General features: G+C 69.1%; 13 protein-coding genes. 9 read left to right on the top strand and 4 right to left on the bottom strand.

The features are described from left to right. Window positions 1–8: 8 nt before the first annotated feature. Complete coding sequence (locus IT779_RS19215; RefSeq protein WP_196150711.1) at window positions 9–3692, top strand: serine/threonine-protein kinase; 3684 nt, start codon at window positions 9–11, stop codon at window positions 3690–3692. A gap of 569 nt (window positions 3693–4261) precedes the next feature. Here the strand turns inward: IT779_RS19215 and IT779_RS19210 are convergent. After that, on the bottom strand, window positions 4262–5134 hold the full coding sequence (locus IT779_RS19210; RefSeq protein WP_196150710.1) for an aldo/keto reductase: 873 nt from the start codon (window positions 5132–5134) through the stop codon (window positions 4262–4264). A 403-nt stretch (window positions 5135–5537) separates the two neighbouring features. After that, a complete protein-coding gene (locus IT779_RS19205; protein WP_196150709.1) occupies window positions 5538–6551 on the bottom strand; it encodes an alpha/beta hydrolase in 1014 nt (337 codons plus the stop codon). Between the two features lie 260 nt (window positions 6552–6811). Between IT779_RS19205 and IT779_RS19200 the strand changes: the two genes are divergently transcribed. The 8 genes from IT779_RS19200 (at window position 6812) to IT779_RS19165 (ending at window position 22181) form a co-directional block, all read left to right on the top strand. Continuing rightward, a complete protein-coding gene (locus tag IT779_RS19200) occupies window positions 6812–7816 on the top strand; it encodes an alpha/beta hydrolase (RefSeq protein WP_196150708.1) in 1005 nt (334 codons plus the stop codon). 125 nt (window positions 7817–7941) lie between these two features. Beyond that, window positions 7942–14484, top strand: coding sequence for a type I polyketide synthase (locus tag IT779_RS19195; protein WP_196150707.1), 6543 nt, complete (start codon window positions 7942–7944; stop codon window positions 14482–14484). Continuing rightward, window positions 14481–15923, top strand: a complete 1443-nt coding sequence (locus IT779_RS19190; protein ID WP_196150706.1) for an MFS transporter — start codon at window positions 14481–14483, stop codon at window positions 15921–15923. The genes IT779_RS19195 and IT779_RS19190 overlap by 4 nt, the downstream gene beginning before the upstream one ends. Window positions 15924–15963: 40 nt before the next feature. Further along, entirely contained in the window at window positions 15964–17364 is a 1401-nt protein-coding gene (locus IT779_RS19185) for a condensation domain-containing protein (RefSeq protein ID WP_196150705.1), read from the top strand. Window positions 17365–17406: 42 nt separating this feature from the next. Continuing rightward, entirely contained in the window at window positions 17407–18429 is a 1023-nt protein-coding gene (locus tag IT779_RS19180; protein WP_196150704.1) for an AraC family transcriptional regulator, read from the top strand. A 643-nt stretch (window positions 18430–19072) separates the two neighbouring features. Then, window positions 19073–20335 carry a PucR family transcriptional regulator gene (locus IT779_RS19175; RefSeq protein WP_196150703.1) on the top strand — a complete coding sequence of 421 codons (1263 nt, stop codon included), beginning with the start codon at window positions 19073–19075 and terminating at the stop codon, window positions 20333–20335. 39 nt (window positions 20336–20374) lie between these two features. Further along, window positions 20375–21187, top strand: coding sequence for a class I SAM-dependent methyltransferase (locus IT779_RS19170; protein WP_232541882.1), 813 nt, complete (start codon window positions 20375–20377; stop codon window positions 21185–21187). Between the two features lie 637 nt (window positions 21188–21824). Further along, a complete protein-coding gene (locus IT779_RS19165; RefSeq protein WP_196150701.1) occupies window positions 21825–22181 on the top strand; it encodes a hypothetical protein in 357 nt (118 codons plus the stop codon). A gap of 47 nt (window positions 22182–22228) precedes the next feature. On the opposite strand, the gene rpoB is transcribed toward IT779_RS19165, so the two are convergent. Both rpoB and IT779_RS19155 read right to left on the bottom strand, forming a co-directional pair. Next, window positions 22229–25711 carry a DNA-directed RNA polymerase subunit beta gene (rpoB, locus tag IT779_RS19160; RefSeq protein WP_196150700.1) on the bottom strand — a complete coding sequence of 1161 codons (3483 nt, stop codon included), beginning with the start codon at window positions 25709–25711 and terminating at the stop codon, window positions 22229–22231. A gap of 531 nt (window positions 25712–26242) precedes the next feature. Next, window positions 26243–26935: a hypothetical protein gene (locus IT779_RS19155; RefSeq protein ID WP_196150699.1), complete on the bottom strand. Its 693-nt coding sequence runs from the start codon at window positions 26933–26935 to the stop codon at window positions 26243–26245. Window position 26936 lies beyond the last annotated feature (1 nt).

Below are 26936 nucleotides of genomic sequence, written 5' to 3'. Positions count from 1 at the left end.
CACCGCAAGTGGACTCGGAGAGTGCCGTGCAGTTGCAGGCCGGGGCGGATTTCGCCGGATATGTGATCGAGCGATGTCTCGGCACCGGCGGCATGGGTTCGGTGTATCTGGCTCGGCATCCTCGGCTCGATCGCCTGGTGGCGTTGAAACTTCTCACCGATTCGTTCACCGGCGATCAGAAGGCGCGCGCGGCGTTCGACCGTGAGGTGAAATTGACTGCCCGCCTCGATCATCCGAATATCGTGGCCGTCTACGACCGCAGCGGACCCGACGATCCCGCGCTCTGGCTGACCATGCGCTATGTCACCGGTGGTGACGCGGGTGCGTTGCTCGAGGCGGCGCCGCGCGGATTGCCGCCCGAACTGGCGGTGCGGTTGATCCGGGACGCCGCCGAGGCATTGGATTTCGCGCACGACCACGGGGTCGTGCACCGGGATGTGAAACCGGCGAACCTGCTGATAGAGCGCTTGCCGAAGGGTGGGATGCGGGCGCTGCTCGGTGATTTCGGCATCGCGCGCACACTCGACGACACCGTCACCTTGACGTCCATCTCGGTCAGTTTCGCCTACGCCGCCCCCGAACGGTTCACCAATTCCGCCGACCACCGCGCCGACATCTACTCCCTCGGCTGCACCCTCTACCACCTCCTCACCGGCCGGTATCCGTTCCCGCGCGACGACCAAGCCGCCGTCATCGCCGCGCATCTCACCGAAGCGCCGCCCAGTCCGCGCACGGTGCGTCCCGAACTTCCGGTCGGCTTCGACTCCGTGATCGCCACCGCATTGGCCAAGAAGCCCGCATCCCGCTATCCCACCTGCGTGGCGCTGGCGGAGGCGGCCGCGCAAGCGCTCACCGTCGAGTCCGGGCCGGTTCCCGCCGTGTCGATCCCGGACCGCCCACCCGCGCCGCAGCCGCGCCGACCCCACTCCACCAAACCGATCACCGCCGACCAGGATCCGGCCGACCCCATACCGAAGTTCAGCTCACCGAGTCCGGCGGCCGCGACGGCCCATCTCGAGGAACCACACGCTCGTCCTCGTGCCGGTGCGGAACCCGCAGGCTCCGAAGCCGATCCGGTCGCGGCGCGCCGACCTGCCGCGGAATTGCCGGAGACCCCGCCGCGAGCCGCCGACGTGAATTCCGCTCGGCCGGAACCTGATCCGAACGGTTTCGACTCGGTGGGGAAGTCAACGGGACAGCTGGACGCGGCGGAAGCGACCATAGTGGAGGCGGCGACGGCTGGGCCGAACTCCGCTGGGGTGGACTCCGTTGAGCCGAACTCCGTTGGGGTGAACCTGGCAGGGGCGAACCCGGAACGAGCGAACCCGGCGGAGCCGTCTACGGCAGAACCGAGCGTGGGAGGGGCGGACGCTGCGGAGGCGACGGCTGGGCCGGACGCTGCGGAGGCGACGGCAGAGAATCCCGAGACGAAGGCGGGCACGGGGGAGACGGATGTGGCAGCGCTCTCCCCGCCGAAAGTCTCAGCTGGACCATCGAATTCGTCATCTCGGTCCGATTTGGATCCTCTGCCGGACGCGGCGGACCACTCCGATTCGACGGAGCTTGAATACGCGGATTCCGCACCGAACCTTGCCGCACTGAACCTGGTCGGACCAGACCTGGCGGCACCGGACGTGGCGGCACCGGACGTGGCGGCACCGGATGTGGCGGCACCGGATGTGGCCGGACCGGACCCGGTCGCACCAGACCTGGTCGGACCGGACGTGGCGGCACCGGATGTGGCCGGACCGGGTGTGGCCGGACCGGACCCGGTCGCACCAGACCTGGTCGGACCGGACGTGGCGGCACTGGACGTGGCCGTGCCGGACGTGGCCGTGCCGGACGTGGCCGTGCCGGACTTGGCGGCGCCGGACTTGGCCGTGCCGGACGTGGCGGTGCCGGACCTGGTCGCACCGGACCCCGCGGCACCGGACCGGGCGGCGCCTCCGGTTCGGGACGTCTCAGTGCATTCGGACAGCGCCCCCGCCCCGCCCGGTTCGTCCATGTCGGAGGCGGTTCACGGGCGGATGCCGACTGGTCCGGAAAAGTTCGAGTCGGCGCGCGCCGATGGCGCGGGTTCGGGAGCCTCGGACGAGGACGCATCGACCACCGAAGACGCGAACGGTTCGGCGCGTGTGGAGTCGGTCGAGCGATCTCCCGAATCCCGAGCGACGATATCGGATTCGAGTACGCCGCGTGGACTCGAATCCGCGACCACAGAGCGTGAGTCCGTCGTCGGTCCCGCCCTCGATTCCACGGAGATCGAGGAGATTCGAGCGGCCCTCGGCGGCACGGACGCGGCGCGAGCCGACCCTCGCCGATCGGCGACCGCCGGAGATCGCTCGGGTGAGCCCGATTCGGCCGATGACGGCGACCCGAAGGCGGGTGGCGAACCCGCACCCGGGCCTGCGTCGGCCGGCGAATCCGTATCGGCCGACGAGCCTGTCGAGGAACAGCACCCCGAACGCACACCGGCCGGAATCGACTCGCAGGCCCCGAAGACGGTCGAGCACGGTCGCGAACCGTCGCCCGTCGAGAACGAACCACACGCACCCGACCTGTTCGATCTCGGCCGCCACGACTCGGACGCCGTCGGTCCCGGCCACCCGGACTCGACTGGCCCGGTTCGCGCGGATTCCGCCGGCCCGCACCGGGAAGACTCCGCTGGCCCGGTTCGTCCGGACTCCGCCGGTCCGGTTCGTCCGGACTTCGTTGGATCGGATCGCCCGGATTCCGTCGGCTCGGCACGCCCCGCTGTCCCTCCGCGCACCGGCGACGGCCGAATATCGTTCCGTCCGGCCACATTCGATCCGGCGGATCCGCGCCTGGATTCTGCCGGCCCGGATCGGGAAGACTCTGCCGGTCCGGTTCATCCGGACTTCGTTGGTCCGGTTCGCGTGGACTTCGTGGGATCGGTTCGCCCGGATTCTGCCGGCCCGGATCGGGAAGATTCCGCTGGCCCGGTTCGTCCGGACTTCGTTGGTCCGGTTCGCGTGGACTTCGTGGGATCGGATCGCCCGGACTCTGCCGGCTCGGCACGCCCCGCTGTCCCTCCGCGCACCGGCGACGGCCGAATATCGTTCCGTCCGGCCACATCCGATCCGGCGGATCCGCGCCCGGCAACTTTGCGCGGCCGACGACTTCTGGCCGGAGCCGCGGCCGTCCTCGCCATCCTCGCGGCCTTCACCGTCGCGCGGGCGATGTTCGGCGCCGCGCCGCCCGATGGTTCCTCTCCGTCCACGACGGCGCCGGTCCTCGTGAGCCCGCTACCACCGACTCGTGCCACTTCCGGCCCGGGGCCGGTGGCCGTGCCGGTATCACCCACGGAGGCTCCCACCACGCGGGAACCCGCGCCGATACCACCCGAGCCGGGTGCGCAACTCCCGATTCCGCCGCAGCAGACGGCTGTTCCGGCACCCCCGCCCGGTCCCGTGGCCACCCAGCCCGCACACATCCCGCGCACCGAAGTGGTCGGCTCGCCGGACCCGCTCCCCACCGTGACGTCCGCACCGGCGACGACGACGGAACCTCCCCCGGTGACCACGACAACCACGACCAAAGTCACGACGGTCGAACCCACTCCCACGACCACCACCGCACCCCCGACGACAACCTCGTCGACCGCGGCCACCACCACGAGTCCGACCACACCTGCGACGACACCGCCGACCGAGACGATCGCCCCGCGTTGACGGGAGACCATCATCGCGAGCCCGAGACCTCCCCGGCGACCGTGACGCCCACCCGGCTCCGACCGGGGGACATCACGGCGAGCCCGGCCTCGGCTGCGACCACTTGGCCGGCTGGGACGACCACCCATCGACTGACAGACCACCATTACAGGTTCGACCTTGCCGGTCGCCCGCTTCGGCGACTGTGAGGACTTGCAACCGTTTGTAGGTTGTCCACCTCTGCGGACCCCATCACGTCCGTAACCGCTTGTGCGACCGTGGCGACCGGCCCGGAGTCGACCGAGAGAACACCACCGCGAGCCCGGCCTCGGCTGGGGCCACTTGGCCGATTGGGACGTCCACCCATCGACTGACAGACCACCATTGCGGCCCGACCATGCCGGTCGCCGCTTCGGCGACTGTGAGGACTCGCAACCCGCTTGTAAGGTGTCCACCTCTGCGGACCCGATCACGTCCGCGACCACCCGCGCGACCGTGGTGACCGCCCCGGAGCCGACCAAGAGACACCACCGCGAGCCCGGCCACACCGGGACAGCGACGATCAGCAGGCGTGGACTGCCCCCCGGACCTCAGACCGCGTCGGACAGTGCCTGGAATTCCTCGTCGGTGAGGGTGACGGTGGCGGCTGCGGTGTTCTCCTCGACGTGGGCGACCGAGGAGGTGCCGGGGATCGGCAGGAGTACCGGTGAGCGGCGCAGCAACCAGGCCAGTGCCAGTTGCGAAGGGGTTGCGTCGTGGTGTTCGGCGATCTTGTCGAGTGGTCCGCCGGGGCGGGCGAGCTCGCCGGTGGCGATCGGGAACCAGGGGATGAACGCGATGTTGTTGGCCTCGGCGTAGTCGAGGACGTCCTCGGCTCTGCGGTTGGCCAGGTTGTACAGGTTCTGGACGGACACGATGGTCGCTAGTTCGCGCGCCTGCGCGAGCTCGTCGACGCTCACCTCGGAGACACCGATGTGGCGGATCTTGCCTTCCTGCTGGAATTCGACCAGCGCGCCGATCTGGTCGGCGAGTGGCACCTTGGCGTCGATGCGGTGCAGTTGGTAGAGGTCGATGCTGTCGACTCCGAGGTGGCGCAGGCTCAATTCCAATTGCTGGCGCAGGTATTCGGGCCGTCCGACGGGGCGCCAGTCGGCGGGCCCGGCGCGGGTGAGGCCGGCTTTGGTGGCGATGACCAGGTCGTCCGGGTAGGGGTGCAGTGCGCGGCGGATGAGTTGTTCGCTGACGAACGGACCGTAGGAGTCGGCGGTGTCGATGAAGTCGACGCCCAGCTCGACGGCGCGGCGCAGGACCCGCACCGCTTCGTCCGGGTCGGCGGGATCGCCCCAGACGCCAGGGCCGGTGATCTGCATCGCGCCGTAGCCGAGTCGGTGGATCGGGAGGTCTCCGCCGAGGGCGAAGGTTCCTGACGCTTCCGCGGGCCGGTCGATGGTTTCGGTTGCCATGAATCGTGCTCCTTCCAGTTCGGCGGCGGCCGTCGGGTGACGGTCCGCGCGGGCCGGTCGGTGTCGAGGTGGCGCCGCCGCGTCGGCATCGATGTGCGGCGTCGCCCGGTCGTGTGCCGGAACCGCGGAGTCCGGGCGTTCGCGGCCTACAGACCGAATGGTCCGGCGTCGACCATCCACCAGCCTAGCCCGCACCGGCGGCGCGCCGATCCGGCCCACGGTGCCGACGCGATCCGATCCGCGGAAGCGCGTCGATTCGGCTCGCGGGCGCCTACGCCGTTCCGGCCCACGGTGCTGACACTGATCCGGGTTCACTGTGCCGCGCCGAGCCGGTTCACTGTGCCGCGCGGTCCGGCTTGCGGGAGGAGCGTCGGTCCGGCTCACGGAAGGGCGTCGATTCGGCTCAGGGTGCGGCGAGGACCGGTTCGAACTGGGTCCACGCGGCGTGCAGGTCGTCCTGCCAGTACGGCCACGCGTGGGTGCCGCCCTCGCGCACGGTGACGGTGGCGGGAACGCGGAGTTCGACGAGCCGATCGCGCAGTCTGCGCGTGCAGTCGGCGGAGATGGTCTCGATGGCGCCGCCGACGACCACCCGGTCGGCCAACGTCAACGGATCGCCGCCGATCCGAGGATCGTCGAGGGTGTCGTGGTTGCCGGGCGAACCGGTGCTCGCGGAGACGAACAGGCTGAGTCCGCGCAACTTGTCGGCGTGCAGCGCCGGATCGTTGGCCGCCCACAGCGGGTTGTCCGGCCCACCCCACATATTGTTCGGGTCGCCGCCGTGGCCGGTGATGATTCCGCTGACCACGGTGCGGCCGAGCGGATCGCTCACGCTCGCGCAGCCGGAGAACGAACCCACCGCGCGGAACAGTCCCGGTGCGGCGAGGGCGGCCTGGAACACCGCGGTGGCGCCCATGGAGATGCCCGCGATCGCGTTGTGGCCGTTGCCTCGGAAGGTCGCGTCGACGAGCGGGGGGAGTTCGCGGGTGAGGAAGGTCGTCCAGCGTTGGCGTCCCAGTGCGGGGTCGTCGGCGCGCCAGTCGGTGAACCAGCTGCCCGCGCCGCCGAACGGGACGACCACGTTCACTTGGCGCGGCCCGAAGAACTCGCCGATATCGGTTCTGTTGAACCAGTTTCCGTCCGCGCCGCCGTCAACGCCGTTGAGCAGGTAGAGCGTCGGCGCGGGTGCGTCGGGATTCGCGGCGGGCAGCACACGCACGGTCACCGCGCGCGCCATCGCGGCGGAGTGCACCGTCAGCTCCACCTGACGTCCCGGCCCCTCGGTCCGGTTCAGGACGCGGGTCGGTTCGTTCGGGGGTTCGGCGTTCGCGCCCGCGCTCGCGAGTGCACACGACAGCAACACCGCGGCGACCAGCCGTGCGGCCGGTCCGCGGAGGGTTCTTTCGGCGATTGCCATGGTCGACCTCGTCGTCGAGAGAGTGCGAACAGTCCGACGGTAACGTGGATTTCATGTGCGGTCGCCGGGCGGACGCTGATTGAGGAGCGAGCCCAAATCGCCTACACCGCCTTTAGGAGCACACACAAGAAGGGCCGCATCAGTGGATTTCGGCATGTTCGGTGTTGTTCACTCGGCCCAGAATTTCTTTGTTTCGACCGAGCGTCCACCGGTGTGCGCCGCGCGCGTCGGAACCGTGCGGCCTTCGGGATCGGAGCGCGATGTCGGCCCCTCGTCCAACTTTACGAACCGTGGTGATCCTGTTGGTGATCACGGTGATCGGCGCGTGGTGCGCCGCTGCGGTGACCGCCGAACCGGCCTCGATCGGCGCGCGGGTCGACGATGTGCGCACCGAATCGGACCGGGTCCTCGACGTCGGCGTCTACTCCGAGTCGATGAAGTCGGTGACGCGGGTGCGGGTGCTGCGCGCGGCCGACCCGACCCAGCCCGCGCCGACCCTCTACCTGCTCAACGGGGCGAACGGCGGCATCAGCGACGGAAGCTGGATCGACCGCACCGACGTGGCCGAATTCTTCCGCGACAAGCAGGTGAACGTCGTGGTCCCGTTCGGGGGCGCGAGCAGCTATTTCACCGATTGGCGCACCGATGACCCGGTGCTGGGACGGCAGCGGTGGACGACCTTCCTCACCCGTGAACTGCCGCCGCTGATCGACTCGGAGTACAACGGCAACGGCGCGAATGCCATCGCGGGAATCTCGATGGCGGGCACCTCGGTGTTCCAGCTGGCGCTGGCCGCGCCGGGACTGTACAAGGCGATCGGCTCGTATTCGGGTTGTGTGCGCACCAGTGACCCGCAGGGCAAGGTGATCGTGAGCGCGGTCGTCGGCGGCAGGCGCGGCAATGTCATGAACATGTGGGGTCCGCCGAGCGATCCGGCGTGGGCGGCCAACGATCCGTACCTGCACGCGGACCAGTTGCGCGGCACGAAGATCTACGTGTCGACCGGTAACGGCCTGCCCGGTCAGTACGACACGCTGGCGGGTGCGGACGGTTCGGGTATCGAACTCGCCTACCAGTTGGTCTTCGGGGCGCCGCTCGAGGCGGTCACCGGGATCTGTGCCGCACAGCTGCGCGACCGGCTGCGGGCACTCGCCGTCCCGGCGACTTTCGTGTTGCGGCCGAACGGAACTCATTCCTGGCACTACTGGCAGGACGACTTGCACGATTCCTGGAACCTGATCGGAGCGGCACTGTCGGGGGATTAGGCCGCGTAAGCGGCCGCAGCGCAACGGTTCACGTCGGCGATGACGTGTATTCCGTTCGCGTGCACTGAAATGAACATACGCGTATCCGAAAGAGATTCGGGCGCGACCGAGTTCGGAGGAGTTCGATGTCGGACATCGCCATCGTAGGGATCGGCTGCCGTTTCGCCGGAGGTATCGAATCGCCGGAGAGCTTCTGGCAATTCGTCCTCGACAAGCGGGACGCGGTCGTGGAGATCCCCGCGAGCCGGTGGGATTACCGCCGTTACTACGACGCCGACAAGCGCACGCCGGGACGCAGCTACACCAAGCGCGGCGCGTTCCTCACGATCGACCCGTGGGAGTTCGATCCCGACTTCTTCGGCATCTCGCCGCGTGAAGCCACCGTCATGGACCCGCAGCAGCGGCTGCTACTGGAGGTGTCATGGGAGGCGCTCGACGACGCGGGTGTGGCCGGGCGCGCGGGCGGCGCCTCGGTCGGCGTCTACGTGGGCGGGTTCATCGTCGACCAGTCCGTGGTCGGGGTGGTCGGCCCGGCGCTGGCGCACGCGGATATGCACACCGCCGCGAGCGCGTCCTACACGATGCTGTCCAATCGCATCGCCTACGCTCTCGACCTGGTCGGTCCGGCGCTGACGGTGGACACCGCGTGCTCGTCCTCGCTGGTCGCGCTCGACCTGGCGGTGCAGTCGCTCGATCGCGGCGACAGCGATATCGCGCTGGCGGGCGGCGTGAACGTGATGCTGCAACCCGAGACGTTCGTCATGATGTGCAAGGGCGGCTTCCTCGCCGCCGACGGGCGCTGCAAATCCTTCGACGCCACCGGCGACGGCTACGGCCGCGGCGAGGGCGCGGGCATGGTCGCGCTCAAGCGGCTCGCCGACGCCGAACGCGACGGCGACCGGATCTACGCGGTGATCAAGGCCACCGGCACCAACCAGGACGGGCGCACCTCCGCCATCACCGTCCCCAACGGCGACTCGCAGGAGGCGCTGGCGCGCACGGTGTACGAGCGCTCGGGCCTGACCAGACCGGTCACCTACGTCGAGGCGCACGGCACGGGCACCCTGGTCGGCGACCCGATCGAGTTGCGCGCGCTCGGTACGGTCTACGGCCGCGCCCAGGGCCGGGAGGGAACGCTCGGCGTCGGCTCGCTCAAGGCGACCCTCGGCCACACCGAGGCCGCGGCGGGCGTCGCCAGTGTCATCAAGTCCGCGTTGGCGATCCGGCACCGCACGATCCCGCCGCAGGGCTGGTTCGACAAGCCCAATCCCGACATCCCGTTCGAAGAACTCGGCCTGCACGTGCAGTTGGAGGCGCAGCCGCTCGACGCCGACGCCGACCCGATGACCATCGCCGTCAACGGATTCGGCTACGGCGGCACCAACGCGCACGCCGTGCTCGAGGAATACCGCGCCCCGCTGTCCGGGCGACTCACCCGGCCCGCCGACCATGCGCCCTCGCACCGCGGCGTGCTGCCGATCTCGGGGCGCGGCGCGGCGGCCGCGCGGGCGATGGCGGGTCGGGTGGCCGATCTCGTCGAGGCGGGCGCCGACCAGGACGCGCTGGCCGAGGCGCTGTGGACGCGCGGCGCGCACCACAACTTCCGCACCGGATTCGCCCTCGCGGGCGCCGAGACGGTCGCCGAACTGCGCGGCTACGCCGAGGGCGAAGGCCGCGACGCGGTGCGCACGGTGACCAGCCGGGTCGCCGAGCCGGTCTTCGTCTACTCGGGCATGGGCCCGCAGTGGTGGGCGATGGCGCGCGAATCGCTCACCACCGACGGCGTTTTCGCCCGCACGGCCGAGACCGTCGACGCCGAGTTCCGCAGGATCGCCGGATTCTCGGTGATCGCCGAACTGCTGCGCCCCGAGGACGAATCCCGCGTCACCGCGACCGAGATCGCGCAGCCCGCGAACTTCCTGGTGCAGGTCGCGCTGACCGCCGAACTGGCCGAACTCGGCATCGTGCCCGCCGCGATCGTCGGGCACAGTGTCGGCGAGGTCTCCGCGGCCTACATCAGCGGCATGCTCTCCCTCGAGGACGCGGTCCTTGTCGCCTACCATCGCGCTCGATTGCAGGCCACCACGGCGGGTTCGGGCGGCATGCTGGCCGCGGGCATCACCGTGGAACGGGCGCGCGAACTCGTCGCCGCCGACCCGTCGATCGATATCGCCGCGATCAACAGCGACACCTCGCTCACCCTGTCCGGCGATGCCGATCGCTTGGACGAACTCGCCGAGAAGCTCAGCGACGAAGGCGTTTTCGCGCGGAGGCTGCGCGTGGAGGTGCCCTACCACAGCGTGCTGATGGAACCGATCCTCGACGAGTTGCGCACCGAACTGGCCGGGCTGACACCGCGCGTGCCGACGGTGCCGCTGTGGTCGACGGTCACCGGCGCACCGGTCACCGAGGCCGACTGGGACGCCGAGTACTGGTGCGCCAACGTGCGGCAGCCGGTGCTGTTCGCCGCCGCCATCGCCGAACTGATCGCATCGGGCAGCCGGGTGTTCCTCGAGACCGGCCCGCATCCGGTGCTGTCGGGCAATATCCGCGAACTGCTGCTCGGCGCGGATGTGAACGGCACAACGGTGGCCACCCTGGATCGCGGGCAGGACGATTCGGTGAGCCTGCGCAAGACCCTCATCGGCCTGTACGCGGCGGGGGCGCTGAACATCGATGCGCTGTTCCCGTCCGCGCGCCCGACCCCGTATGTGGCGCTGCCGACCTACCCGTGGCAGCGCACGCGCCTGCACACGGCCCTGCCGATGTTCGAACAGGCTCGCCTCGGCTCTCCCGGTTCCTACGCCATGCTCGGCGACCAGGACACCGAGGGCAGGCCGGAATGGCTGCTACAGGTCGGGTCGGCGCTGCTGCCCTGGCTCGAGGACCACGTGATCGGGGACGCGCGCATCATGCCGGGCGCGGCCTACCTGGACGCCGCGCTGAGTGCGGCGGCCAGCCGGATGGCGACCAAGCGCGTGGCGCTCGAGGAGGTGCGTTTCATCGCGCCGCTGGTGATGGGCTCGTCCGACCTGCCGATCACCCTGTTCAGCGTCGAGGAGACGAGCGGACGGTTCATGCTGCGCTCGCGCAGCGCCACCGGTTCGGTGTGGACCGTGAACGCGATCGGCCGTCTGCTCATGGGCAGCTATGAATCGACGAAGGTCGAAGTGCCGGAACTGGATTCGGCGGTCGAATTCGAACCGGAGCTGTTCTACAACGCGTTGGCCGCGCGCGGGCTGCGCTACGGCCCGAGCTTCCGGCGCGTCACCTCGGTACGCGCCGACACCGACACCGCCGTATCGGTCATCGACGCTTCCATCGCGGCCGATTCGGGTCATCTCGCGCATCCGGCGGTGGTCGACGCCGCCATGCAGACCGTCGCGCTGCTGTTCGCCGCCGAGGGCGCCGCCGAAGGACCCGTGGTGCCGATCGGGGTGAGCTCGGTGCGGCTGTTCGGCGCGCTGCCCGAACAGCTCACGGTGGTCGCGCGCCGCGATCCCTCGATGCGCCTGCGCGCCGACGTCGACCTGCTCGACGACGAACGCAACCTGGTCATGCGCCTGGTCGGCGTGCAGCTCGGCGCGCTGACGCCGGGACAGAGCCCGCTGACCCGGATGGCCGAGTTCTACTACACCGACTCCATGCGCCGCACCGACCCCGTCGACCCCGCCGCGCTCGGCGAGGTCTCGGCCGCCGCGTCGGTGGTGGTCGCGCTCGCCCCGAGCGGCCGTGCACGCGCGGGACAACTCGCCGCCGCGCTCGGCGATGCCACCGTGCTGATCGGCGGCGCCGTCGAACTCGAGGACGAGCTCACCGAATCACTGCGCGCCGCAGTCGATTCCGGCGCCGAGCGGGTGCACGTGTGCGTGGTGGCCGGACCGGTCGCCGACGACATCGCCGACCTGTGGACCCTGAAGCGGATCGCCGTCGCGGTGCACACGTTCGAGGAAGCGGCGGGGACGCCGGACAGCCCGCTGTGCCACGTCACCATGATCACCGACAACGCCTTCACCCTGCCCGATTCCGACATCGTTCCCGACTCGACGCAGGCCGCGCTCGCGGGCGCGCGCCGGGTGCTGCTGAACGAGCAGACCCGATTGCGGTGGCGGCTCGTCGATATCGACGCCGACACCGAGATCGCCGACCTGGTCACCGAACTCGCGGTGCCTGGCGCGTTCTCCCACGACAACGCCGACGAGGTGCTGCTGCGCGGCGGACAGCGCTGGGTCCCGATCATCACCGCGCCGCTGCCCGAACGCCTCGAACAGCTCGAAGCGACCGAATCGCTCACCGATCCCGAGGTCGACTTCGAACTGGAGATGCCGCGCAACCGCCTGCTCTCGGCGCTGTCGTGGCGGCGCTGCCCGCGCCGCGATCCGGCGCCGGGCGAGGTCGAGGTCCGGATGCGGGTCATCGGCCTGAACTACAAGGACCCGCTCAAGGTGATGGGCCTGCTCGGCGAGCGGGAACTGTCGGAGACCTTCTTCGGCACCGACCCTGGCATGGAAGGCGTAGGCGAGGTCGTCCGGCTCGGCGAGGGTGTCACCGACCTGCAGGTCGGCGCGCTCGTCGGTGTCGCCGCGCGCGGCATGATGGGCCGCTACCGGGTGGTCGATCACACCAGGCTGATTCCGCTGCCCGAGGGCGTCGACCCCGGATTGTGCACCAGCACCACGTCGTTCGGCACCGCCGAATACGCGCTGCTCGACCTGGCGCGGGTGCGTCCGGGTGAGACGGTGCTCATCCACGGCGCGGCGGGCGGCGTCGGCTCGGCGGCGATCCAGGTCGCCACGGCGGCGGGCGCGCGGATCATCGGCACGGCGGGCACGCCGGAGCGGCGCGCGCACATCCTCGAACTCGGCGCGCACCACGCGCTGAACTCGCGGTCGCTGAACTTCGCCGACGACGTCCTCGGACTCACCGACGGCAGGGGCGTCGACGTGGTGCTCAGCACCGCGCCGGGGGAGATCCTGCGGCAGAACTTCAAGGCCGTCGCCGAATTCGGGCGCATCGTCGAGGTCGGCAAGGCCGACGTCTACACCGGCGGCCTGCTGGAACTGGCCAACTTCGACAAGAACCTGTCGTACTTCTCGGTCGACCTGGACCGGATGTGCGCGGTGCGGCCCGAGCAGTTGGCCGAACTGCTGGCCCGCGTCTACACCAAGATCGGCGAGGGGATCTACACGCCGCTGCCCTACGAGCTGTTCGGCACCGCCGCGGTGACCGAGGCGTTCGACGAGGTGATCCGCTCCACCCGCATCGGGCGCGTCGCCATCGACATGAACTCCGAGCTCACCCCCGTGCGTCCCAACCTCCCCGAGGTCGAGATCGGCGCGGCCGGAACGTATCTGATCACCGGCGGGTTCGGCGGCTTCGGCATGGCGACCGGACGCTGGCTGGTCGGCAAGGGCGCGCGGCGGCTGGTGCTGCTCGGCCGCAGCGGCGCCGTCGACGACGCCGCCAAACGTCAGATCGAGGCGTGGCGCGCGGGCGGGGTCGAGGTCGTCGAGGAACGCGCCGACGTGGCCGACGCCGAGGCAGTCGCCGCCGTCGTCGCCCGCGCCCACACCGCGGACCGGCCGCTGCGCGGGATCTTCCACGCGGCGGGCGCGGTGGCCGACAGCCGCATCGAGGAGATGGACCTCGACCAGCTGACGCGGGTGTATCGCCCGAAGGTGCACGGTGCGCGGGTGCTGCGCCGGGCGGTCGCCGACGCGGACATCGAACTGGACATGTTCGTGCTCTACTCCTCGGGCGGCTCGATGTTCGGCATCTTCGGCCAGTACAACTACAGCGCGGCCAATCTCGCGGTCGAGGCGCTGGCCGAGCAGTGGTCGCGCGAGGGTCTGCGGACCGTGTGCATCGGCTGGGGTCACATGTCCGGCGCGACCGGCGGCATGGCGGCCGACGAAAAGGTCGCCAAGTATCTGGAGGTGGCGGGCTTCGCGCCGATCGACATGGGCGACGGCGCCGCCTACCTCGAACAGACGCTGCGACTCGGGGCCACCCGCGCCGCCATCATCCCCACCGACTGGTCCGCGCTCACCGCGGCGTTCCCGCAGCTGTCGCGCACGGGTCGGCTCACCGACCTGGTCGCGGCCTCGGTGCGCGACAATTCCGAACTCGACCGCGTCCGTGCCGAACTGGCGGCCCTCGACGAGGGCAAGCGCGGTCAGGCCGTGGCCAGGATGATGGCCGAGGAACTGGCCGTCGTCATGGGCGTGTCCGCGGATTCCATCGACCTCACGGTTCCGGTGCCCGAACTCGGCCTGGATTCGCTCATGGCGGTGGAACTCGGCGCGCGGGTGTCGAAATCGCTCGGCGTCGACCTCATGGCCTTGCAGATGGGACGCTCGTTCAGCCTGGAGCAGATCGGTCCGAAGGTCGCGGAACTGATCCTGGCGGGCGACCAGCGCGGGGCGGGTTCGCTCGCGCTCGAGCCCGCGGCGGGCGATGAACCGGCCCGTAACGGCGGTGCGCCCGCCGCCAACGGTGGCGCGCCCGCGACCAAGGGTGGTGCGCAGGCCAACGGAGGCGCGCCTGCGGCCAACGGAGGCGCCTCGGCGGCCGACGGCGATGAAGCTACGGCCGACGGTGACGAATCGGCGCACGAAAGCGCCGAATCGGCGCGCGCCACGGATGAGCCGGTGCGGGCCGGACTATGACCGACCCGGACGCGGTCGCCGCGAGACATCTCTTCGGCGACCGCGCCGCGTGGGCGGCCTTCGCGGCCTGCCTGATCGCGGTGTTCATGCAGATGATCGACGTGACCATCGTGAACGTGGCGCTGCCGAACCTCACCGAGGACCTCGGCGCGTCCCGCTCGCAGCAGTTGCTGGTCATCTCGGGCTACTCGCTGGCGTTCGCCTGCACGCTGCTGCCCGCGGCGCGCCTGGGCGCGCTGGTGGGCAGGCGGTCGATGTTCCTGGTCTCGGTGGTGGCGTTCACCGCCGCCTCCGTGTGGTGCGGAACCGCCTCCGGCGCGACCGAACTCGTGGTCGCGCGGGTCGTGCAGGGGTTCGCGGGCGCGGGGTTCGCGGCGCAGACGATCGCCATCATCACTGCGGGCTTCCCCCGGGAGCGGCATCCGCTGGTCTTCGCCGTCTACGGCGCGACCGCCGGATTCGCGGGCATGCTCGGTCCGCTGCTCGGTGGTCTGCTCATCGGCGCGAATCCCTTCGGTCTCGGTTGGCATTCGGTCTTCCTGATCAACGTCCCGCTCGGCGCGATCGCCTTCACCCTGGCCTGGCGGTATCTGCGGCTCGGTCGGGACCGGAACCGGCCCGGCCTGCACCCGGCCGGGGTTGCGCTCTCCACGGCCGGGCTGTTCCTGCTGCTGTTCGCGCTGGCCGAGGTGCAACAGCGGGGATGGCGGCCGGAACTGCTCGGCGCGCTGGCGGGCGCCGCCGCGCTCGGCGTGGCGTTCGTGGTGCACGAGCGGGCCGAACTGCGCCGCGGCGGCAGCCCGCTGGTGCGCGCTGACCTGTTCGCCGACCGCGGCTTCCGGGTCGGTTCGGGAATCATCGCGGTGTTCTTCGGGCTGTTCACCGCGTTCGTGTTCGCCATGTCGATCGCGATGCAGGAGGTGCTGGACTGGTCGGCGGTGCGCACCGGACTGTCGATGACCCCGTTCGCGATCGGCGCGGGCGTCGGCGCATTGGTTTCGCCGTTGTTGTTGCGGCGCTTCGGAGTACTGGCGCTTGCCTTCGGCATCGCGCTGTTCGGCGGCTGCATCGGCGCGGGCGCGGGATACCTGTGGATCACGCAGGGGGAGGTGAACACACTGGTCGCGATCGGGCCGGTGATCGCCTCCGGATTCGGCGTCGGCATCTTCGGCGTCCAGTTGCAGCCGCTCATGCTCTCCGGCCTCGACCAGGAACGCATGGCCGAGGCCTCGGGCGTGCTGCCCACCATCGAGCAGATCGGCAACGCCGTCGGTCTGGCCGCGCTGAGCGCGGTGTTCTTCCGCGCGCACACCGTCGACGGCACGGTCACCATGATGGCGGCCATCGCTGCGGTCGCCGTCGCGCTCGCGGTCGCCACCACCGCGCTGCCCGATCCGAGGCGGCTCGACGCGCCGCGATCGGCAGTCCGGCACGCATGACAGACAACGGCTTTCGCCACGCGAACGAAGGAATGCACCAGTGGTCGATTTCGGTCTCATCGAGGAATGGAGTCCCGCACCGGGACACCTGGTGAGCTGGTCCGCGTCGGTCGAGTCCCGCGCCCGCGCGGCGCTGGCGCCCGCGCACCCGACGCCGCCTTCGCATCAGCAGGAGGTGTATCTGGCCTCCGCGCACCGCCACGCCGACGCGGGCTTCCGTTATTCGGGATTGTGCGTGGTCACCGCCGAGGTGCCCGCCGCACTCGACCGCGACGCGATGACGCGCGCGGTCAACGCATTCCTCTCCCGTCACGACACCTTCCGCAGCTGGTTCGCCCCCGAATCGGGCCGGATCGTCCGGCACGTGATCGAACCGGGGGACATGGAATTCGTGCCCGTCGACCACGGCCGCGTCGAGGACGCCGAAGCCATCCGGCAACACGTGCAGGACGACACGCCGGGACCGTTCCAGTGGGACTGCTTCACCTTCGGCGTGATCGAGCACGGCGAATCCTGCACCGTCTACCTCGCCGTCGACCACCTGCACACCGACGGTGTGGCGCAGTACATCTCGTGCTACGAGCTGGCGAACCTCTACGCCCGCGAGATCGGCGAGGAGGCCGTCGCGCTGCCGACGCCCGCGAGCCACCTCGACTACTGCGCGCGCGAACGCGCCGAGACCGCGGAACTGACACTCGGATCGCCCGGCGTGCGGCGCTGGATCGAACTGCTGCGCGGCAACGACGGTTCGCTGCCGACCTTCCCGCTCGATCTCGGCACGCGCGGCGGCGGCGACGCCTACATCCGCAGCGCGCATGTCACCGTCCCGCTGCTCGACGAGGCCGCTGCGCTGCGTTTCGAGAAGGCGTGCGCCGAGGTCGGAGCGGCCTTCACCGGCGGGGTGTTCGCCGCCGCGGCCATGGCCGAACGCGAACTGGCGGGCCGCGACTACTACTTCAACATGACGCCCATCAGCACGCGCGGGTCGGTGGCCGAACTGATCTCGGTCGGGTGGTACGCGACGCTGGTCCCGGTCGCGTTCCCGGTCGGCGCGACAGCGAATTTCGAGCGACTCGTGCGCAGCGCCCAGCGCGCCTACGACAACGCGCTGAAACTGACCGCCGTCTCGCCGCACCGCGTCCTGCAATTGATTCCGCAGGACATGGGCTTCGACGTGAGCCCGGACTGGGCCGCGCCGATGATCTCCTACGTCGACGCCCGCGACTTCGCGGGCCATCAGTTCTTCGACCTGGTCAACGGCGGGGTCTACGCCAACCGCGCCGCCTCCGAGGAGGTACTGCTCTGGATCAACCGGCTACCGTCGGGCACCTCGCTCAGCGCCATCTACCCGGATACGCCCGCGGCCCACGAATCGGTGCAACGCTATATCGCCGCCGTGCGGCGCGCGTTCGCCGCCGCGAGCGAATCGATGGCCCGGTGATCGCCGTTCGCAGTGCGCCGCACCGCGATCGCGCCCTCTGACATGCCCGCGATACGGTCCGCGGCGCTGCGCGGATTCCGGTCGACGGTGCACCGACTCGGCGGTGACCCCGATGCCATCGCGGTGCGCGCCGGGCTGGCGCCGGAGGCGCTGGACCGCGACGACGTGCCGGTCGACGATCTCGCGGTCGCCCGCGCGCTCGAGGTGGCGGCCCGCGCGCTCGCGTGCCCCGATCTCGGATTGCGCATCGCCGCCAGGCAGGGGCCCGCGACGCTCGGTCCGCTGGTGCTCGCGATCCGCAACGCGCCGAGCGCGGCCGCGGCCGTGCGGTGCGCCTCGCGCTATGTGTTCCTGCAATCGCGCACCATGAGCGTCGCGCTGGCCGAGGACGGCGACGGCGACCCGGATGTGCTCGCCCTGCGATTCGAAGTCGCCGCGGGCCAGGCGGTTTCGGCGCAGGGCCTCGATCTCGGGCTCGGCCTCGCGCACCGGGCCGTCGAGACGTTGGCGGGCGCGGACTACGGGCTGGTCTCGGTCGACCTGCCGCATCGGCCGCTCGCCCCGATCGCGCGGTACGAGGACTTCTTCGGCGCGCCGGTGCGCGTGCGCAGACCCGCCGCGCTGCTGCGCGTACCGCGCGAGCTCACCACCGAGGCGCTGAACGGCGCGGACGAGGCGCTGCTGCGGCCCGCCCTGACCTTCCTGTCCGCGCCGACCGACGCGGTCGCCGACGATGGCGTCGTCGGCAGGGTGCGCACCGCGCTGCGGCGCTCCCTCGGCGCGGGCTCGAGCGAGATCTCGGTGGTCGCAAGGGCGCTGCTCGTGCATCCGCGCACCCTGCAACGACATCTGGCGGCCGAGCGGACCTCCTTCGCCCTGATCCTCGACGATGTCCGGCGCGACGCGGCGTACCGTTATCTGACGACGACCGATCTGCCGATCCAGCAGATCGCCGCGCTGGTCGGCCTGGCACGGCAGTCCGCGCTCACCCGGTGCGCGCGGCGGTGGTGGAACGCGACGCCGAGCCGACTGCGGGAAATTCACCGAGATGTCGTGCAGGGGTAAATAGTTGTCGTCGCCGGTCAAGTATACCGGACAATAGTGTCCGAGACTGAAGGCCGCATCTCGACCAGACCCTGACGGGAGGACACCGATGTCCCTTCCCCGGCACCGATTCCCGGCCCCGCGCGAATCCGACGCCGCCGCGAATTCCGCCGCTTCGGCGCGGTTCCCCGAATCGGGCATCGCCGCGGATTTCGACTCTGTCGCACGATTCGACGCGGCGTTCGAATCGTGCGCCGCGTCGGCATCCGCCGCAGCCGCGGAATTCGACACCGCCGCCGAAATCAACGGCGCTTCGGCAGCCTGCGCCGCGCATATTTTATTCGCCGCTCGCGAATCCGCCGCTTTCGCGGAAACGTTCGGCGCCACGCGCGGTCTCGGGCGAACGGCCGCCACCTCACACTCCGCGCACTCCGTCGCCGATCGTCGCTCCCCGCGCGCGACGCGCGAACCCACGAGCCCATCACCACGCCGCCGCATCGCGCCGTGCCGGCTCACCTGACCCCATCACTCTCGAACGCCTGACGACACCCACACCACGGTCGTCGTACGGCAATGCCCTTTTCGCACCGGCGCGGCGATTCTCGCGGCCCGGCACCCGCGAAGACGGCGCACCGCTCAACCCCACGCACGGAAGGAGGCCCCGATGTCGGTCACCGCACCCGCACGGGAACGCCTGGTCATCTCGGGACGTCCGATGTCGGAGCCGTTGCGCGGTGCGCGCAGACTGGCCCAGCAGATGGTCGGACACTTCGTCGAGGCGGTCGCGCCGTGCGGCACGCTGCCCGGCGACCTGGTGCGCGGCGAGGTCACCATCGTCACCAGCCACTGTCTGGAGATCGTGGTCGGCATGCTCGACGGCGGGCCCGCGCCGGACAAGATCGCGCGGCTGGAACAAGCCGCTGCCGGGTGGGCGCGCGAGGGCGTGCCGCTCGACACCATCCTGCACGCGGTGCACGCGGGCTTTCGGATGGGGCTCGACCTGGTCACCACGACGGGACGCGACCGCACCGAAGCGGTACGGGCCGACGACTTCGACAATCTCGCCGAGTGCGTCAAACTGCTGGTGGACGCCCTCGACGTCATGACCACCACCATCACGCTCGCCTATATCCGCGAGATGCGCGTGGTCGCGACCGAACACCACACCGCCACCCACACCCTGACCTCGGCGCTGCTCGGCGGGCACGCCACCTCCGTCATGGCGCGCCAGTGCGGCATCGACGTCGCCGAGCGCTACACCGTGCTGGCGCTGCACATTCCGCCGCACCCGGACGAATCGAATCCGGTCGTCGACGCCCAGGTCGTGGCGCGTCGCAAACTGCGCCGCGTCCAAGCCGAGCTCGCGCTGTGCTGTGGAAGGAAGGCGTTGGCGCTGCTCAGCGTCGAGGGCGGCACACTCTTGTTGCCGACCCGCGATATCGCCGAAGACCAACTCGACGGCGTGATCGCGCGCCTGTCCGAGGCCGGTCGCGTCCCGGTGACCGCGACCGCCGTCGCGGCCACCACCGCCGAGATCCCCGACGCCGCGGAACGCGCGCACCAACTTCTCGACACCATCGTGCGCGCGGGTTCCCCCTCGGGCGTGTTCCGATTCGATCGGATGGCCGTGGAATACCAGCTGTCGCGACCCGGTCCGGCGCGCGACAGCCTCGCCGCCGTGCTCGAACCGCTGGACGGCCACCCGGAACTGCTCGAGACCTTGCGCGTGCACGTGGCGACCGAACTGAACCGGCAGCAGACCGCGCGCCGACTCGGCCTGCACGCCAATACCGTCGACTACCGGCTGAAGAAAATCGCGCAACTGACCGGACACGACCCGAGTTCCGGCACCGGAATGTGGCAACTGCGCGCGGCTTTGATCGCGCGCGGCCACCAGACCGCGAGCTATGCCACACCGGACCGGTAATGTGTCGGCATGCAAGTCGGGCAACCGAGTAGAACAGCTATGGCCGTGGCGCGTGCGAGGGCATATCACCAGGTCGCCGATGAGCCGCGGGTGTTCACCGATCCGCTGGCGGTCCGGATCATCGGCGAATCCGGTTTACGCGCCGACGAATTCGATCGCGGTATCGACGAGGACATAGTGCGCCGCCGCCGCTTGATGATCGCGGCGCGCAGTCGCTTCGCCGACGACGTCGTGGCGCGGGCCGTCGACAGGGGCGTCGATCAGGTCGTGATCCTCGGCGCCGGACTCGACACCACCGCCTACCGCGACACCCGTTCTCGGGTGCGCTATTTCGAAGTCGACCATCCCGACACCCAGGGCTGGAAACGACGGCGGCTGGCCGAGACCGGAATCGAGATCCCGCCGTCGCTGACCTTCGCCCCGATCGATTTCGAGGAGTCGACGCTGGCCACCGGATTGGCCGAGGCGGGCCTCGACCGTACCCGCGGCGCGGTTTTCGTCTGGCTCGGTGTCGCCATGTATCTGACGAAGGCGTCGATCGACGACACTCTCGGCTATATCGCGGGCCACGGCGACGCGTCGGAAGTCGTCTTCGATTACATATACCCGGCGGCGCCCGCGGCGGACGAGGCGTCGGCGCGGCGGCAGGCCCGCGCGGATCGAGTGGCCGCGGCGGGGGAGCCCTGGTTGAGCTTCTTCACCGCCGACGAGATCCGGCACACCTTGTCGACCTGTGGTTTCGAGCAGGTCCGTGATCGGTCCGCGGCCGAGGTGCTCGACGGCTACGGCATCCGAACCGTCATGGGGCCCGCGGATTCGGTGGTTCATCTGATCCACGCGAGCAAGGGCTGACACGGCCCGGACACGAACGAGGGGACCGCGATGTTCCCGATCCGTGGGCGCCCGGTCGTCGTCGCGCGTCACGAAGCGGGGGATCTGATCGGCGCGCGCCGAATCACTCCGACCGGTGCGATTTTTCGTGATCCACCGGATTTCGTGCGATCTTGGTCACTCGGTGTCGGCGGGGTGTGATGTGTAACCGGCATGGTCGTACGACCCTGACCATGGTCGGCCCGATGGATTCCTCCGCCGAGTGTGAGATGCGCCGCTGAAATGGTTGCCGCGCTTGCCGTTCGGGCACCGCGCGAGCGGCATCCACGTCACGCGGAAGTCCGCGCCGTGTCGCCGGGTGGTCTATCGTCAGCAGCGGTCTCGAGCGTTACGCGCACAATGCGGTGAGCGGTCGAATCGGGCCGAGTTCCGATTCCCGTCATCGACGGCATTCACCAGTACTCGAGGTCACCATGCGGCAAACCGGCGCGAGGATCACATCCACGCTCCGGACGCGCGTCATCGGTCGGCGTTCCGTGTCGCGCGGGCGTCGAACGGCGAATGATGGTCGACCGGTCTGATCATGGAATGTGTTGTGCGGGTCGATATTCAGTTTCGGGGCGCGTCGGAGGCGGCCCGAACGGAGAAGGGTTGTGCGATGTCGTGGACTGATTCGCTGCTGTACGGCGGGCTCGCCGGAGCCGGTGCGGTGGCGTTGCTCGTCGCGGTGATGGTGCTCGCGGTCGGCAAGATCGACGCACTCGATCGCCGGGAGCCTCGGGTGCCCGGCCCGGTTGTCGGGTCGGAGGTGCCTCGGGAGTGGGTCGAGGAGGCCGCGCTGCGCAGGCCGAGCCACGACCTGCCCGCGGAGCCGTTCGAGGTGGCCGAGGCGCGGCGTGAGGTGCAGATCCACCGCGACTGCAAACTCGATCACTGCCCGCGCAAGGTCGCCGCGCTCAATACGCTGATCAACGCCGGACTCGTGTCCACCGGAGTGCCGCACGGCGTGCGCTGACCCGAGTCGCGGTCGCCGCGCACCCGGCGCGGCGACCGTCGGTCGCGCTATGAAGCGGATTCGTTACGGGACAAGGTGATTCCGAGGTCGGCCGCGGCGCGGTCGGTGTCGTCGTCGGTCCGCGCCAGTTCGATCGCCGATCCCGCGGAGAGCACTTCGACGTTGAGGCACAGGGACTGGAGTTCTTTGAGCAGGACCTTGAACGATTCGGGGATGCCGGGCTCGGGGATGTTCTCGCCCTTGACGATGGCTTCGTAGACCTTGACCCGACCGACCACGTCGTCGGACTTGATGGTCAAGAGTTCTTGCAGGGTGTAGGCGGCGCCGTAGGCCTGCATGGCCCAGCACTCCATCTCCCCGAACCGCTGACCACCGAACTGGGCCTTACCACCCAACGGCTGCTGGGTGATCATCGAGTACGGACCGGTCGAACGCGCGTGGATCTTGTCGTCGACCAAATGGTGCAACTTCAGGATGTACATGTAACCCACCGCCACCGGATACGGGAACGGCTCACCGGAACGCCCGTCGAACAGGATCGCCTTACCGTCGTCGTCGACCATGCGTTCCCCGTCCCGGTTGGGCAGAGTCGAGGCCAGCAACCCGGTCAACTCCTCCTCCCGCGCACCGTCGAACACCGGGGTCGCGATATTGGAATCCGCGGGCGCGCCCAACATCTGCTCCGGCAACGCCTTGGCCCACTCCGGACGCGTCCCGTCACCGGCGACATCCACCCGCCACCCGGCCTTACCGATCCACCCCAGATGGGTCTCCAGGATCTGACCGATGTTCATACGCCGCGGCACACCGTGGGTGTTCAAGATGATGTCGATCGGGGTCCCGTCCGGCAGGAACGGCATGTCCTCGGTGGGCAGGATCTTACCGATCACACCCTTGTTCCCGTGCCGCCCCGCGAGCTTGTCACCGTCCTGGATCTTACGTTTCTGCGCCACGTACACACGCACCAACTCGTTCACACCCGGCGGCAGATCGTCGTCGTCCTCACGGGAGAACACCCGGATACCGATCACCTTGCCCGACTCACCATGGGGCACCTTGAGCGAGGTGTCACGCACCTCACGCGCCTTCTCCCCGAAGATCGCCCGCAACAACCGCTCCTCCGGCGTCAGCTCGGTCTCACCCTTCGGAGTGACCTTGCCCACCAGGATGTCACCGTCACGCACCTCCGCACCGATCCGCACGATCCCCCGCTCGTCCAGATCGGCGAGCACCTCGTCGGAGACGTTGGGGATATCCCGAGTGATCTCCTCGGCACCCAACTTGGTGTCACGCGCGTCGATCTCGTGTTCCTCGATATGGATCGAGGTCAACACGTCCTCTTCCACCAACCGCTGCGACAGGATGATCGCGTCCTCGTAGTTGTGGCCCTCCCACGGCATCACCGCCACCAACAAGTTCTTACCCAGTGCCATCTCACCGTTCTCGGTGCACGGCCCGTCCGCGAGTACCTGACCGGACTCCACCCGCTGACCCTCGTCCACGATCGGACGCTGATTCGAACACGTGCCCTGATTCGACCGGTTGAACTTACGCATCCGATACGACTTACGCGACCCGTCATCGGCCATCACCGTCACATAATCGGCGGAGACCTCCTCGACCACACCCGGCTTCTCGTTGACCACCACATCACCGGCATCCACCGCGGCACGCAACTCCATACCCGTACCAACGATCGGAGACTCCGACCGAATCAACGGCACCGCCTGACGCTGCATATTCGCACCCATCAACGCACGGTTCGCGTCATCGTGCTCCAGGAACGGAATCATCGCCGTCGCCACCGACACCATCTGACGCGGCGACACATCCATGTAGTCCACCTCGGCGGCGGCGACGAGTTCGTTCTCCTCGTTGCCACGACGGCAGAGCACCCGATCCTCGAGGAAGCGGCCATCGGCGTCCACCGGCGAATTCGCCTGGGCGCGGACGTGCCTGTCCTCCTCGTCGGCGGTGAGGTAGCGCACCTCGTCGGTGACGCGGCCGTCGACGACCTTGCGGTACGGGGTCTCGATGAAACCGAACGGGTTGACCCGCGCGTACACCGACAGCGAACCGATCAGGCCGATGTTCGGGCCTTCCGGGGTCTCGATCGGGCACATGCGGCCGTAGTGCGATGGGTGCACGTCGCGGACTTCCAGACCGGCGCGCTCACGGGACAGACCGCCCGGACCCAGCGCCGACAGGCGACGCTTGTGGGTGAGTCCGGAGAGCGGGTTGTTCTGGTCCATGAACTGCGACAGCTGGGAGGTTCCGAAGAACTCCTTGATCGCGGCGACGACCGGGCGGATGTTGATCAGGGTCTGCGGCGTGATCGCCTCGACGTCCTGGGTGGTCATCCGCTCGCGCACCACACGCTCCATACGCGAGAGGCCGACCCGGATCTGGTTCTGGATCAGCTCGCCCACGGTGCGCAGACGACGGTTGCCGAAGTGGTCGATGTCGTCGACCTCGACCGGAACCTCTTCGCCACCCGGCGCCGTCATGCCCTTGTCGCCCGCGTGCAGGCGCACCAGGTACTCGATGGTGCTGACGATGTCTTCCTTCGTCAGTACCGAGCCGGTGACCTGCTCGCCGAGGTGGATGCCCAGCTTCTTGTTGATCTTGTAGCGACCGACGCGCGCGAGGTCGTAGCGCTTCTCCTTGAAGAACAGGTTCTCCAACAGGGTCTGCGCCGACTCCTTCGTCGGCGGCTCGCCCGGACGCAGCTTGCGGTAGATGTCGAGCAGCGCCTCGTCCTGACCCGCGGTGTTGTCCTTCTCGAGGGTCGACATCATGATCTCGGAGAAGCCGTAACGCTCGACGATCTCCTCGGTGGTCCAGCCGAGCGCCTTGAGCAGCACGGTGACCGGCTGGCGGCGCTTGCGGTCGATGCGGACGCCGACGGTGTCGCGCTTGTCGACGTCGAACTCCAGCCACGCGCCGCGCGACGGGATGACCCGAACGCTGTGCAGATCCTTCTCGGTGCCCTTGTCGACCGAGTGGTCGAAGTAGACACCCGGCGAGCGCACGAGCTGCGACACGACGACGCGCTCGGTGCCGTTGATGATGAACGTGCCCTTGTCGGTCATCATCGGGAAATCACCCATGAAGACCGTCTGGCTCTTGATCTCACCGGTGTTGTTGTTGATGAACTCGGCGGTCACGAACAGCGGCGCCGCGTAGGTCATGTCCTTGTCTTTGCACTCGTCGATGGAGGCCTTGACCTCTTCGAAACGAGGGTCGGAGAACGACAGTGACATGGAGCCGGAGAAATCCTCGATCGGCGAGAGTTCCTCGAGCACCTCCTCGAGCCCCCCGACTAGCCCGACGTCGCCGCGGGCGGCGACCTTTTCACGCCAAGACGGCGAGCCGATCAACCATGCGAAAGAATCCGTCTGTAGGTCGAGAAGTCCGGGCACCTCCAAGGGTTCACGGATCTTCGCGAAAGACACCCGCAACGGGGCTCCGGGGATTCCGGCAACTGCCTTGGTCTGGGTGGAGACTGCCAAGATGCGTCCTTCCAGCACCTCACGCGCGTCGCGTGGTGGTCCGCGACCGTCGCTTGCCTGCTTCGTTCTTTTCTTGCTCGATGCGATTCTCGCTGGTCACGACCCACACGAACCCGAACAGGCAACAACGAAAGCACACCGGAAAGGTGGCACTTACGAGTGCGAATTGAGGTGATGGACAGGAGGCAGCCAGCGCAACGTCCAAACTTACACCTACATACACGGGCGTGTCAAAGTACCACCCGTGTGAATGATCACGCGGCCGGCGCGCCGGACCTCACGATCCGACCTCCGACCCCGGTCACGAGGCTCACCGGCGACCCCGTTCCGGCGCCGAGGCCCGCGCCCGAACGCTGGCTGCGTCGAGGGCAGGGTCTATCCGGCACCGGCGAGGCTGTCTGGAGCCACTGTGACAGCTGCCGCTGTTGTGAATAGCGTGACGTGTCCGGCGAAACTCGTCAAGTGGCGGTTTCCAGCGCCACACCGCACGGACACGCCGCGAGACCGCGACGAGATCCGCTGCCGCACCACGACTTAGCACATTCACGGTCATCGGTCGACGATGTCACTCGCCAGCCAGCGGCCGTCCACCTTCTGCATGCGAAGCACCACCGGACCCGCCACGCTCTGCTGGGCCGCGCCACCCTTGGTCGAACTCACGACGAGATTGACCAGCAACTCCGCCCGATCATCGGTGAGCATTGTCACACCGATCGGTTCCACCCTGGCATCTGCGCTGGTCTGGGACTGTTTTATGGCGCTGATCGTGGTGTCGGCGAACTTGTCCAGATCGGTGAGCATGGCGCCGGTTACCACCGAGCGCACCGCCGCCTGATAGCCGTCGATGTCCTTGATGTCGTAGGCGTAGATGGTGTGCAGCGCGTGCTCGGCGGCCGCGCGCACCTCCTCGGTGCCCGCCGTGTCGACGAAGGCCGCGTTGGAATCGTTCACACCGGGACGGGTCGCCGCCACGGCCGCGAATCCGGCCAGCAGCACCGCGGCGACCAGACTTCCTATAACGACCGTCCAGGATGATCCTGGGCGCCCGAACCGACGCCGAGGCGGCGCGTCCGATGCCCCCTCGGCCCGCGCACCACGCGATGGCGGGGTCTGCGCGACCGCTTCGGCCGCGCTCGACACCGGGTGCGGCACGCGACCCGCGACCTTGCGCGGACGTGTGATCGCGCCCGCGGACGGACGACGCTTGGAGGTGACCCGATTGACCGGCCTGCGAGTGTTCATC

Origin of the sequence: Nocardia bovistercoris (genome assembly GCF_015674855.1) — a bacterium.
Taxonomy (GTDB): Bacteria; Actinomycetota; Actinomycetes; order Mycobacteriales; family Mycobacteriaceae; genus Nocardia; species Nocardia bovistercoris.
This window is presented reverse-complemented; position numbering and strand designations above follow the sequence as displayed.

What these genes read in the sequence shown, in the direction of transcription:
- IT779_RS19210 (WP_196150710.1), bottom strand. Translation starts at nt 5,134, where the DNA reads ATGGCAACCGAAACCATCGACCGGCCCGCGGAAGCGTCAGGAACCTTC.
- IT779_RS19205 (WP_196150709.1), bottom strand. Translation starts at nt 6,551, where the DNA reads ATGGCAATCGCCGAAAGAACCCTCCGCGGACCGGCCGCACGGCTGGTC.
- IT779_RS19200 (WP_196150708.1), top strand. Translation starts at nt 6,812, where the DNA reads ATGTCGGCCCCTCGTCCAACTTTACGAACCGTGGTGATCCTGTTGGTG.
- IT779_RS19195 (WP_196150707.1), top strand. Translation starts at nt 7,942, where the DNA reads ATGTCGGACATCGCCATCGTAGGGATCGGCTGCCGTTTCGCCGGAGGT.
- IT779_RS19190 (WP_196150706.1), top strand. Translation starts at nt 14,481, where the DNA reads ATGACCGACCCGGACGCGGTCGCCGCGAGACATCTCTTCGGCGACCGC.
- IT779_RS19180 (WP_196150704.1), top strand. Translation starts at nt 17,407, where the DNA reads ATGCCCGCGATACGGTCCGCGGCGCTGCGCGGATTCCGGTCGACGGTG.
- IT779_RS19175 (WP_196150703.1), top strand. Translation starts at nt 19,073, where the DNA reads ATGTCGGTCACCGCACCCGCACGGGAACGCCTGGTCATCTCGGGACGT.
- IT779_RS19170 (WP_232541882.1), top strand. Translation starts at nt 20,375, where the DNA reads ATGGCCGTGGCGCGTGCGAGGGCATATCACCAGGTCGCCGATGAGCCG.
- IT779_RS19165 (WP_196150701.1), top strand. Translation starts at nt 21,825, where the DNA reads ATGTCGTGGACTGATTCGCTGCTGTACGGCGGGCTCGCCGGAGCCGGT.
- IT779_RS19155 (WP_196150699.1), bottom strand. Translation starts at nt 26,935, where the DNA reads ATGAACACTCGCAGGCCGGTCAATCGGGTCACCTCCAAGCGTCGTCCG.